Below are 11321 nucleotides of genomic sequence, written 5' to 3' on the forward strand. Positions count from 1 at the left end.
AGGCGACAATCCGTCGCCTTTTGTTTTTGTGGTGTTAGGTTAATAACTCCCAACTGACCGGGGTGCCCCTTGTGATATCTTTTGCCGCTTTTTTTCCAATAACGTCATCATAAAACTTTGGCGCAAGCCCCTGGCCTGGTCGTATCCTGCGCACATGCTGCGGCGTGATCGTTTCTCCTGCCAAGGCATCTTTAACAAAAAAGAGCGAGCGTCTAAAAGTCAGATTAGCTTCTTCTACAGGCTTCCTCTCGTAGCCAGCTTTGCCTATGGCTTGCCACGCAATTTTCGTCTCCTGGCATAAGGTTTTGAGCTCTCCTGGCTCTAGCGAAAAAGAGGAGTCTGGACCTTTATCTGCGCGGCTGAGAGTAAAGTGCTTTTCTATCAGGTTTGCTCCTAAGGCAATAGATGCCACGGCAACCGTCGTGCCCAGAGTATGATCTGATAACCCTGTCAGTACGTTGAAGCGAGCGGCCAGATCAGGGATTGTACTTAAATGACTTTGCTCGGCTGGCACCGGGTAGCCACTGATACAGTGCAGTAGAATAATGTCACTGCAGCCATTCTCTTTTGCCGTTGTGACGGCTTCTTCTATCTCCGATAAATTAGCCATTCCAGTGGAGATGATCATCGGTTTACCCGTTTCTGCTACGCGTTTGATTAGCGGCAGATCGACAGCTTCAAAGGATGCAATCTTGTAAGCAGGGGCGTTGAGCGATTCCAGCAAGTCGACAGCGGTTTCATCAAATGGGCTACTGAAGCAGGTGATCCCCAATTCATGGGCTTTGTCGAAGATAGCCTGATGCCATTCATAGGGCGTATGTGCTTCTTGGTAAAGTTGATATAGAGAATAGCCATCCCAGAGGCCGCCCTTAATTTTAAAATTGGGCTTATCACAATCAATGGTCATGGTATCGGCTGTATAAGTTTGGATCTTAATCGCATCGGCACCAGCAGCCTTCGCCGCTTCAATATGTTTGAGTGCACGTGACAGATCGCCATTATGGTTGGCTGACAGTTCCGCGATAATATAGGGCGGATGTTCAGGACCGATCGGTCTGCCATCGATGATGACTGCTTTGTTTGGCTTTTCCATGGCGCTATACCTTATCGAGGATCTTGTTGGGTCTGGGTGTATTTAAACTGATTTTCACTGAGTCGTTTAAAACCCGCCCGACTGAATAGTTGCTGTGATACTAGGTTATCAGGATGAACTTCGGCAAAAATAGGGGTAAATTGCGATTGCTTTGCCCAATCCAGCGCAGTTCTTGCCAAACCTTTGCCTTGATGCTCAGGGGCGATAAGGATGGAGATCTCCCAGCCTTCTTGCTGACGGTCAAACCGTAACATGCCCACAGCGTCGTCGCTTAGCTCCAGTATCAACAGAGAGCGTTCGTTATCAGCCAATACTTTTTCAAACCACTGACAATGGGTTTGGTAGCTTGGCGGCTCTGGAGTTCTGGAATAGTCTCGAACTCCCGGAGCGGTTTGCCAGCGATAGAGCAGATCTTTATCCATCGCGGTGGCAGCTCTTACCTGACACTCGGCCTGAAAAAGCGCTTGCAACACACGCTTCACACCATGTCCATCGCAGAGCTGTACGGCACAGCCTGCAAGCTGGTTCAGCGTGTCGGGTGCGGTGCTGATGGTTAACAGCTGCTCTTTGAACTGTTGCGGATTTAGTGTTTTGAAACAGCCTAAGCTTAACGCTGCTTTAGCTTTGGTTAATTCCATTGCATTGTGGCGCTGGTTTTCCGCGGTAGTGATCAGTAGCGAGGGAAGTGCCATCGCACACCTCTCAAGTGCAGAGCCACCGGGGGCGCCAATACAGAGGTCGGCATGTGCGAGCCGCTCTGCTATTGAGCTTGGTTCAACGACCAGTTCTGTTTTTATTGTCATCAATTCGGTTTGAGATTTTACTCGTGCTAGGTGGATAGCACTTTCGCTCAATAATACCTCGATGCTTGCAATATTTGGCGGTGGCTGCATTTGATTAATCTCTTTTAGCAGCCAGGCACTTACGTTGTCTTTGTCGACGCCGCCCATAGCAATGAGCAGTTTTATCGGGTTATTACTTTGATAAGCGGGGCGCTTAAAGCCTGAGAACTCGCCACGCAGCAGGGCGAAATTGGGGCCGCAGAGCAGTGTGCAATGTTCTGGCACTAACGCTTTGTAGTGCGCAGCTTGGCGCCCTGGAGAGGCATCAACCAGTATGTCAGCAAGATGCTCACGATCCGCTAGATCATCAATAACGAGTAACTTGTGATATCCCGTTTTGACGTGTGCTTGCCATTGCTTATCAAGCGCATAGTGATCGACGACAAGCCAATCACAGGGCTGATTTGATAGTCGTGTCAGTGTTTGTTGTGCGTCTTGTTGCCAGAGGCACCCCAGCCATGGGCTGTGTGCGGGCAAGCATTCTGTCGTGACCTGTGTTTGCTTGCTTTCATCACTTCTATCGGTTTTTAATAGTTCGAGCTGAAACCCCTGCTTTTTGATCAGCGCTGCGCGATGCCCTGGCAGCTCTCGGCAGATGAACAATATCTCACAACCTTTGCTCTGAAGCTGATGGGCGAGGGTAAGGCATCTAGCTAAGTGGCCATTGCCTATTTCAGTCGAAGCGTCTGTTCTGAAAACGATACGCATTATGAATTATCTGTGGATAGGCCGGAATTCAGCGCGCGATATTTTAACTCCGCTTCGAGCCAATCATCGGGGGTATCAATGTCCTGGACGAAACGCCTTGGAATGGGGTAACCCAGAGCGGCCTTTGAGATGATCGGGGTATGATTTAGAAATGACGATACTTTTCCCCAATAAAACTGTCCACAATCATGATAATAATCGGGAAGGTCCTGGCTTCTGGCGTTGATGTGTTGCTCAAAACTGGGGGTCAGTATGTTGTCTTCATTCATACTGACCGCCCGTAAAATAGGAAAATCAAATTCCGTTACTGGAAACGCATAGTCAGCCTGGCGGTCGACAAGCAGCTGTTGTACGGCCTTTAAATGGTTTACCTGAATTAACGGCGCTGTGGCATAGATACAGCAACAATGGGTAATCTCCTTTGTCTGCGTCATTTCCTGCTCTAATGCATGAGCTACGACAGGTAGGGTTGCAGCATAATCATCTGATAACGTGGCGGGCCGGATGAAAGGAACGTCTGCGCCATATTGCTTTGCCACAGAAGCTATCTCTTGGTCATCAGTAGAGACGACTATTTTAGCAAACAGCTTGGATGCAATGGCGGCTTCTATGGAGTAGGCAATCAATGGCTTTCCGCAGAAAGGCTTAATATTTTTTCTTGGTATTCTTTTACTGCCACCTCGTGCAGGAATGACCGCAATACATTTCACTGCATCTCCCCCTCACAAAGCTGTGTGACCGTTTCTATCACCAGATCTTGCGCCTCAGTGGTTAATTCAGCATACAGGGGAAGAGAGATCGCTTTTGTTGCATAGCTCTCTGCTTGTGGAAAATCCCCGACTTGAAAGCCAAGCGCCTGATAATAGGGTTGAAGGTGAATAGGCATGTAGTGCAGGTTTACGCCAATATTTGCAGCCCTAAGCGCTTCAAAAATCGTTTGATGTTGTAACTTTAAGTTGTCCGGTAAACAGATAACGAACAGGTGATAGGCACTTAATCTGTCATCGCTAACCGGTAGATATTTGATGACGGTGTTGCTGAATGCTTGCTGGTATCGCTTTGCTAAAAGGTTGCGCTGTTCAACCCATCTATCTAAGTGGCGCATTTGGCTTAAGCCTAAGGCCGCTTGTAGCTCTGTCATGCGATAGTTAAACCCCAGCTCCTGTTGCTCGTAATACCAGGGGGCAGGGGCTTCTTCTTGTAGTAATTCTGGATCGCGGGTGACACCGTGAGAGCGAAATAGGGACATTCGCTTTGCCAACTCAGGGTCATTGGTAAGCGCCATACCGCCTTCCGCGCTGGTAATGATTTTTACCGGATGGAAGCTGAATATCGTAATGTCGCTGTATTGACCACTGCCGGTTTTCACGCCTTGGTATTCACTTCCCACCGCGTGACTGGCGTCTTCGATGATGTTGATAGCAAACGGCTGACATAACGCATGGATCTCGCGCATATCACACGGTTGCCCGGCAAAATGCACGACCACGAGCACTTTGGGCAAGCGGCCATTGGCTTTCGCAATGGTGAGTTTCTTTTCCAGTGCAGCAACACTGAGGTTACCGCTGTCAGGGTCGATATCGACAAAGTCGATATCTGCACCGCAGTAACGTCCGCAATTGGCCGAAGCGACAAACGAGTTGGGTGATGTCCAAAGCAGGTCTCTAGCGCTGAGCTCTAATGCTAAACAAGCGATATGTAGCGCTGAAGTTGCGCTGTTGACCGCGACGGCATGTTTTGCATTGCAGTATGCCGCTAAAGCTCGCTCAAACTTCGGTACTTGCGGCCCTTGCGTTAAAAAATCAGATTTGAGTACGTCAACGACCGCGTCTATGTCATGACTGTCAATCGATTGTCTACCGTAAGGGATCATGCGTTAGCCATCTCGTTAAAAGCTAATAACCCCTCGTGATCCAAAAAGTCTGGATTATTCTTCGAGTTATATTCAAACCCGTGCTCCACTGGCGTTCCTGATTCACCTATGGCGTTGGTGGTGAATTCGTTTGAACGTTCATTGCTGTAAAAGCGAATGGCTGGGGTGATAACGTAGTGGTCATGGAATTCGTATGTGTCGTAGCTTAATTCACTTGGACACATCACTTCGTGTAGCTTCTCACCTGGGCGGATACCGATAATTTTAATCGGCAAATCTGGAGCCATCGCTTTGGCTAGATCAACGATACGCATGGAAGGAATTTTGGGAACAAATATTTCACCCCCTAACATACGTTCGAAGTTCTTAAGGACAAAGTCGACCCCTTGCTGCAGGGTGATCCAGAACCGGGTCATCTCTTCATGGGTGACAGGGAGGTGATCTGCGCCTTCGGCGATCAAGTTGTTAAAGAAGGGAACGACAGACCCGCGAGAGCCGACGACGTTACCGTAGCGAACAACAGAAAAGCGGGTCGCATGGCCACCTGAGATATTATTTGCCGCGACAAACAGCTTGTCTGAGCAGAGCTTAGTGGCGCCGTAAAGGTTGACCGGGCTGGCGGCTTTGTCGGTGGATAGCGCGATCACTTTTTCCACGTTGTTGGCCAACGCGGCATCAATGACGTTTTCGGCACCGTTGATGTTGGTCTTGATACATTCCATCGGGTTGTATTCGGCCGCTGGAACCTGTTTTAGCGCGGCAGCGTGAATGACGTAGTCAACGCCTTTCATCGCACGGATCATACGCTCTTTGTCTCGAACATCACCGATAAAATAGCGCATACAGGGCTCGTTAAAGCGCTGCTGCATTTCAAACTGTTTCAGTTCGTCTCGTGAGTAAACAATGATTTTTCTGGGTTGATAATTTTTAAGTAGGGTCTGAACGTATTTTTTGCCGAAAGACCCTGTACCACCTGTAATGAGAATCGATTTGCCGTCAAACATCCTAATTTCTTACCCTCTTATTTAGCGTCTTTCTATTTATTTTGTTGTTGGTAGGCTAATTTGCCTTTGCTGGCGCGCTTGGATTTCAGTAGTTGTTCTTTGGTTCTTTTTCTTGCACTGGTGCTCGCTATCTTCACTTTGTCGATTATCACTTTTAGCTGTTCCAGTGAGCTTTGCGCTTCTGATGTTTCCGCAAATGAGCGCACGTCGGCCAGCCAAGCCTCTATCTCAAGTGCCTGGAGTGTCGCATCGGCTGATATCTCCGCTTCGAGTTGCTTGGTGAGTTGCCTGCCTCGGGATAGCAAACTTGAAGCTGTATCGCTCTCCGTTTTAGCCACCTTCAGCAGCCTTCTTTTGGGCTAAATCATCTCTGACATCTTGTGGAATACCGTCCCAGCCCTCTTTGATATTGCGCATCACGCCGGTGACAGCATCTAAGGCTTCAAGATCTCCTGAGACTGAACCTTCGCCCAGCTTAAAAATACAGAAGTCATAAAGATCGAACAGATTGCGCGAGATCTCCCCGCCAACTTCCATATCTAAACTGGCTTGCAAAACCGTTAGCAGCTCAATGGCTTTACCAATTTTCAGGCCTTTAACTTCAAAATCTTTCCGTTCAATTGCCCCTCTGGCTGCTGCCACATTGCCCAGAATATGAGCCATGATTGCGGCAACCTGAGTATGGGGATCGGCGTCAGTCAACGAGTTAACCGTTCCTTTGCCATATTGTTGGATCGATGTTCTTGCCATTTTTAAGTACCTTACTCTGCTCTTAGTCGCGTTTGTGCAGTTGCTACTCATAGTAGCAGCGTCAAATATCTGCGCAGACGGATCTGCTTCTCATTTGTGTAAGCAAATTGAGTGCCAGCCATCTAAACTGAGAGCTGGCTCGCACTCCATTGTTGCTCTATCAGGCACTTTCAATACAATAGAAGCCAATAATAATATATGATTCGAAAAAAAGACGGTTTCTCCTGCGTCAAGGAAATGGCGGGAACTCCGCAGGCCCAGAGGGTGAAAGGTTTCATTTATGCAGGGATTATCTGACGTTCTCGTCATTGATGATAATAGTGATCGCCGAGCACAGTTAGAGCTTTTATTAGGATTTGTTGGTGAATCATGCCGCATCACTAGCTCTAGCAATATTTCTCTGATTAACAGTGAAGACTGCTGGCGTGCGGTATTTATTGGCGATATTGCCGATGAAGACCCATTAGAATTCATTCAGCGTTTAGCTTCTGTCCATCCACTACAGCCTTATGTGCTGCTTGGTGATGATAAAGGGGTCGTTTTACCCAATTTAGTGGGGTCTTTGATGGCGCCATTTAATTATCCGCAGATGACCGAAGTGATCCACCGCTGTCAAGACTATCATCGCAAGCGTCCTGGTGGACAACCGCAAACATCGACTCAGACTAAACTGTTCCGCAGCTTGGTGGGTCGCAGCGACGCTATTGCCCAAGTGCGGCAACTTATTGAACAGGTGTCTGTGACAGACGCCAATGTGCTTGTTCTCGGTGATTCGGGTACAGGTAAAGAGGTTGTTGCGCGGAATATCCATTATCTCTCTTCTCGCCGTGATGGCCCTTTCGTTCCGGTCAACTGCGGTGCTATTCCGGCTGAGTTATTGGAAAGCGAATTATTCGGCCACGAGAAAGGTGCGTTTACTGGTGCGATAACCACCCGTAAAGGTCGCTTTGAACTTGCTCAGGGGGGCACACTGTTTCTTGATGAGATCGGTGATATGCCCACCAATATGCAGGTGAAACTGCTGCGCGTGCTACAAGAGCGGGTATTTGAGCGGGTAGGCAGTGCGAAGTTGGTTAAGGCCGATGTTCGTATTGTTGCGGCGACGCATCGAAATCTTGAAGGGATGATCGCGGAGGGTAAATTCCGTGAAGATCTCTACTATCGCCTGAATGTATTTCCTATTGAGATGCCTGCTCTGTGTGAGCGTCAGGATGATATACCGCTGTTATTGCAGGAGCTGGTTTCTCGCTTAGAAGCTGAGCACAATGCGTCGGTACGTTTTACTGATAAAGCGATCGACTCCTTAATGCTGCACCCATGGTCGGGGAATGTCCGTGAGCTTTCCAACTTGGTTGAGCGGCTTGTGATCCTCTATCCCAATGGTGTGGTTGATGTCAGTGACTTGCCGCCTAAGTACCGGCATATTGACGTTGATCCTTATGAGCCGGTCTATTCCGAAGAGGTGATGGAGCGTGAGTCATTAAACGCACTATTCCGTGAAGACGCTGAGCCACTGATTGCTGAGCCTCAAGTTCCCCATGAGTTGCCGGATGAAGGGATCAATCTCAAAGAGATGCTATCTGAATTGGAAACTGACTACATTCAGCAGGCATTGGTACGCCAAGACTGGGTCGTGGCTCGCGCTGCGGAACAGTTAGGTATGCGCCGTACCACGCTGGTCGAGAAGATGCGTAAGTATCAGATCGCCAGAGATGATGAATAGCTACCGGTTTAACTGCTTCATCTGTTACTGAATAAAAAAGCACCTCAAATTGAGGTGCTTTTTTTATCTTCCAGCTCTCTTGGGGCAATGAACGTGTTTGATATTTCCCGCTGTTGAAAGCGTCAAAACCCTGTCTACATCTACTATTCTAACTAGATTGTTTCAGTTTTTATTAATTAAAACATGAGATTGAAATAGTTGGCACGCTCTTGGCTTTATCTCGGTATCGCGTCAAAAGGAGCGACATAGAGATGACACAGTCGAGCAATGTTGCCGATCAAGCCAAGTCCAGCAATGGACAGTTTCCTCCCCAGCTTCTCGCTACCGAGAAGGTGCCACTCAGATCTGAATCTGTAGTGATGGGTGAGATGGCAAAGCGCCAGTTGAATGAACAGAGCCTTCACGCCGAGGTATCGTCGACCGGGGTGCAGAATAACGCCAGTCGTATGCAGCACCTGATGGAGATCCTGCCTGCTGGGATTGTGGTATTGGATGGTAACGGCATCGTGCGTGAAGCCAACCCTATTGCCCTCGAGATGCTGGGTGAGCCGCTGATCGGTCAGCCATGGCGACACATTATCTCTCGGGCGTTCTCGCCGCAGGCTGATGATGGTCATGAGATCTCTCTGGCCAGTGGTCGGCGAGTGAAGTTGGCGTTGACTGCGTTATCGCCTGAGCCTGGTCAGTTGATTTTGATGACGGATCTAACCGAAACCCGTGAACTACAAAATCGGATCAGTCATTTGCAGCGTTTGTCGGCGCTTGGAAAAATGGTGGCGTCATTGGCTCATCAGGTGAGAACGCCACTTAGCGCTGCCATGCTGTACGCGGCAAATTTAGGTAATAACACCCTCACAACAGAAAATCGTGGAGCGTTTCACCTTAAGCTTTTGGCACGCTTACAAGACTTAGAGCAGCAGGTGAACGATATGCTGCTGTTTGCCCGCAGCGACAGTCAGATCGCCGCTACACCACTCTCCATGAAACAGCTTTTGTCCGATCTGCAGTCGCGGGTCGAAGCCATGGTTAGTAAAAGTCGTAGTCAGTTGCAGATCGAGTTGCCTGAGCCAGATATCGAGATTCTAGGTAACGCCAGTAGTCTGGCCAGCGCCATCAGCAATCTAGTGCACAACAGTCTACAAGCATCAGCGACCAATATTCATGTCTCTGCGAAACGTCAGCAGCAGATGGTCGCAATCGAGATCCGGGATAACGGCAAAGGGATCCCTGAGGCGATGCAGAAGAAAGTATTAGAACCGTTTTTTACCAGCCGCAGCCAAGGAACAGGTTTAGGCCTGGCCGTGGTTCAAGCGGTGGCGTCGGCGCATAAAGGCTCGGTGAGCCTTGTCTCCGGCGAGGGTCAGGGTACATGTGTGCAGCTGCTCATTCCCATACGTAATGAAGATGAGCTTAGCGCTGAAGTGCCACTAAAAGAGGCGTGGGGAGGTTAAGATGGCCGATACCAAAGTGCTCGTCGTTGAAGATGACGCCGGCTTGCGTGAAGCCTTAGTGGATACCCTGATGATTTCCGGGTATCAGGTAACTGAAGTCGATTGCGGCGAGGCTGCGCTGTTACAACTGTCCCGTGGCAAGTTTGATATTGTCGTCAGTGATGTGCAGATGCCGGGGATGAGTGGGCTACAGTTGTTGCGGTCTATTCGCAGTAAACTGCCGCAACTGCCCGTGCTGATGATGACAGCTTACGCCACCGTCGATGCGGCTGTGGCAGCCATGCGGGAAGGGGCTAATGATTATCTGGCGAAGCCGTTTGCTCCAGAAGTATTACTCAACCTGGTTAGTCGTTACGCACCAACTGACGGCAATGAACGCTACTCACCGGTTGTGGGTGATCCGCAAAGTGAAGCTTTACTAAAGCTGGCGGCCAAAGTGGCTGCGTCGGAAGCGAATGTCATGGTACTTGGGCCCAGTGGCTCAGGTAAGGAAGTGCTGGCGCGCTATATTCACGATAATTCGCCGCGCGCAGATGGTCCTTTCATTGCTATTAACTGTGCGGCGATCCCGGAAAATATGCTGGAAGCGACACTGTTTGGTTATGAAAAGGGCGCATTCACCGGCGCGTTGCAGGCATGCCCCGGAAAATTTGAGCAAGCACAGAACGGTACAATTTTACTTGATGAGATCACTGAGATGGATCTTGGTTTGCAGGCTAAACTTTTGCGCGTACTGCAAGAGCGGGAAGTTGAGCGCTTAGGCAGCCGCAAAACCGTCAAGTTGAATGTGCGGGTGTTAGCAACCAGTAACCGCGAGCTGAAGCAAACCGTGAGTGATGGTCAGTTTCGTGAAGATCTCTATTACCGATTAAACGTATTTCCGTTGACCTGGAAGCCACTGTCCCAGCGTCCTGGTGACATTATTCCGTTAGCGGAGCATCTGCTGGCTCGTCATAGTCAGGTTTCTGGCTCAGAGATCCCTATATTGACTGCGGCGGCTAAACATCGCCTGCAACATCATGCGTGGCCGGGTAATGTGCGTGAATTGGATAACGTGATCCAACGTGCGTTGATTCTGCAATCTGCCGGTAAAGTCGATGCAGACGATCTGATCATTGAAGATGAGATCACGGTTCAACTGCATACACCCACGACAGTTCATAGCGCTGAGCCAGAAGTGGCCATGGATGATGCTGAGGGGTTGGGCGGTGAGCTTAAGGTGCAAGAAAATCAGATTATTCTGCAGACATTGGAATCGTGCCAAGGGCGTCGAAAAGATGTCGCGGAAAAGCTAGGGATCAGCCCCCGTACCCTCAGATATAAGCTGGCAAGGATGCGCGATCTGGGTATCGAGTTGCCCGCTTAACTTTTTATCTACAAATATAAGGCAGGTTAAATACCTGCCTTTTCAATTTGTTAGATATTATCTTTCCTCGTGATACTCCTCCCTTTATGCATTTGTTTAACGTGTTGGCAGGCTCCTTGCAGTTACTCTGCTATATGTGAAATTTTTGACGCTCAGGCGTCAGGAGCATTCAAATGCAAGTGAAAGCCAACGATCTATACAGCGAAATGCAGGCGATGATGCGCCAGGCTCAGGCTCCAGAGATGCGACCTGATGCTGTCCCTGTAAATTCTGCCGGAGACAAGTTTGGTGGCCTACTTCAGAATGCCATTGATGGTGTCAATGATGTGCAATCTCAGGCGGGTCAGTTGAGAACAGCATTCGAGATGGGCGATCGCAATGTCAGTTTAGGTGACGTGATGATCGCTTCACAAAAATCGAGCGTTGCATTTCAGGCGACTGTTCAGGTTAGAAACAAGCTGGTTGAGGCTTACAAAGAGATCATGAATATGCCGGTGTAATCGGCGTATTT

The 11321-nt window shown here is 49.1% G+C and carries 11 protein-coding genes; 4 read left to right on the forward strand and 7 right to left on the reverse strand.

All coding sequences use genetic code 11. The annotated features are described in order from the left end of the window. Positions 1-34: 34 nt before the first annotated feature. From pseI to fliS, 7 genes are read right to left on the reverse strand one after another with little or no spacing between them, the layout of a single operon-like run. Complete coding sequence (gene pseI, locus EZV61_RS05275; RefSeq protein ID WP_114339770.1) at positions 35-1093, reverse strand: pseudaminic acid synthase; 1059 nt, start codon at positions 1091-1093, stop codon at positions 35-37. 11 nt (positions 1094-1104) lie between these two features. Then, positions 1105-2643, reverse strand: coding sequence for a UDP-2,4-diacetamido-2,4,6-trideoxy-beta-L-altropyranose hydrolase (pseG, locus tag EZV61_RS05280; RefSeq protein ID WP_131414552.1), 1539 nt, complete (start codon positions 2641-2643; stop codon positions 1105-1107). Next, a complete protein-coding gene (gene pseF, locus EZV61_RS05285) occupies positions 2643-3353 on the reverse strand; it encodes a pseudaminic acid cytidylyltransferase (RefSeq protein WP_233496543.1) in 711 nt (236 codons plus the stop codon). Before pseF ends, pseG begins: the two co-directional genes overlap by 1 nt. Beyond that, on the reverse strand, positions 3350-4516 hold the full coding sequence (gene pseC / locus EZV61_RS05290; RefSeq protein ID WP_131414553.1) for a UDP-4-amino-4,6-dideoxy-N-acetyl-beta-L-altrosamine transaminase: 1167 nt from the start codon (positions 4514-4516) through the stop codon (positions 3350-3352). The genes pseF and pseC overlap by 4 nt, the downstream gene beginning before the upstream one ends. Further along, positions 4513-5520, reverse strand: coding sequence for a UDP-N-acetylglucosamine 4,6-dehydratase (inverting) (gene pseB / locus EZV61_RS05295; protein ID WP_114339767.1), 1008 nt, complete (start codon positions 5518-5520; stop codon positions 4513-4515). Before pseB ends, pseC begins: the two co-directional genes overlap by 4 nt. 32 nt (positions 5521-5552) lie before the next feature. Continuing rightward, positions 5553-5858, reverse strand: coding sequence for a hypothetical protein (locus EZV61_RS05300; RefSeq protein ID WP_114339766.1), 306 nt, complete (start codon positions 5856-5858; stop codon positions 5553-5555). Continuing rightward, positions 5851-6270: a flagellar export chaperone FliS gene (fliS, locus tag EZV61_RS05305; protein ID WP_114339765.1), complete on the reverse strand. Its 420-nt coding sequence runs from the start codon at positions 6268-6270 to the stop codon at positions 5851-5853. Before fliS ends, EZV61_RS05300 begins: the two co-directional genes overlap by 8 nt. A gap of 280 nt (positions 6271-6550) precedes the next feature. Here fliS and EZV61_RS05310 point away from each other — a divergent pair, with 280 nt between their 5' ends. From EZV61_RS05310 to fliE, 4 genes are all read left to right on the forward strand, one after another. After that, positions 6551-7993, forward strand: coding sequence for a sigma-54 dependent transcriptional regulator (locus EZV61_RS05310; protein ID WP_114339764.1), 1443 nt, complete (start codon positions 6551-6553; stop codon positions 7991-7993). Positions 7994-8244: 251 nt separating this feature from the next. Next, entirely contained in the window at positions 8245-9444 is a 1200-nt protein-coding gene (locus EZV61_RS05315; protein WP_233496542.1) for a sensor histidine kinase, read from the forward strand. Between the two features lies 1 nt (position 9445). Beyond that, complete coding sequence (locus EZV61_RS05320) at positions 9446-10810, forward strand: sigma-54-dependent transcriptional regulator (protein WP_131414554.1); 1365 nt, start codon at positions 9446-9448, stop codon at positions 10808-10810. A 173-nt stretch (positions 10811-10983) separates the two neighbouring features. Next, positions 10984-11310, forward strand: coding sequence for a flagellar hook-basal body complex protein FliE (fliE, locus tag EZV61_RS05325; RefSeq protein WP_114339762.1), 327 nt, complete (start codon positions 10984-10986; stop codon positions 11308-11310). The last annotated feature ends 11 nt before the right edge of the window (positions 11311-11321 follow it).

The organism is Corallincola luteus, from assembly GCF_004336975.1.
Lineage (GTDB): Bacteria > Pseudomonadota > Gammaproteobacteria > Enterobacterales > Neiellaceae > Corallincola > Corallincola holothuriorum.

Coding starts and splice junctions, on each gene's coding strand:
- fliE (WP_114339762.1), top strand. CDS start 10,984: ATGCAAGTGAAAGCCAACGATCTATACAGCGAAATGCAGGCGATGATG.
- fliS (WP_114339765.1), bottom strand. CDS start 6,270: ATGGCAAGAACATCGATCCAACAATATGGCAAAGGAACGGTTAACTCG.
- pseB (WP_114339767.1), bottom strand. CDS start 5,520: ATGTTTGACGGCAAATCGATTCTCATTACAGGTGGTACAGGGTCTTTC.
- EZV61_RS05320 (WP_131414554.1), top strand. CDS start 9,446: ATGGCCGATACCAAAGTGCTCGTCGTTGAAGATGACGCCGGCTTGCGT.
- pseC (WP_131414553.1), bottom strand. CDS start 4,516: ATGATCCCTTACGGTAGACAATCGATTGACAGTCATGACATAGACGCG.
- EZV61_RS05310 (WP_114339764.1), top strand. CDS start 6,551: ATGCAGGGATTATCTGACGTTCTCGTCATTGATGATAATAGTGATCGC.
- pseI (WP_114339770.1), bottom strand. CDS start 1,093: ATGGAAAAGCCAAACAAAGCAGTCATCATCGATGGCAGACCGATCGGT.
- EZV61_RS05315 (WP_233496542.1), top strand. CDS start 8,245: ATGACACAGTCGAGCAATGTTGCCGATCAAGCCAAGTCCAGCAATGGA.
- pseG (WP_131414552.1), bottom strand. CDS start 2,643: ATGCGTATCGTTTTCAGAACAGACGCTTCGACTGAAATAGGCAATGGC.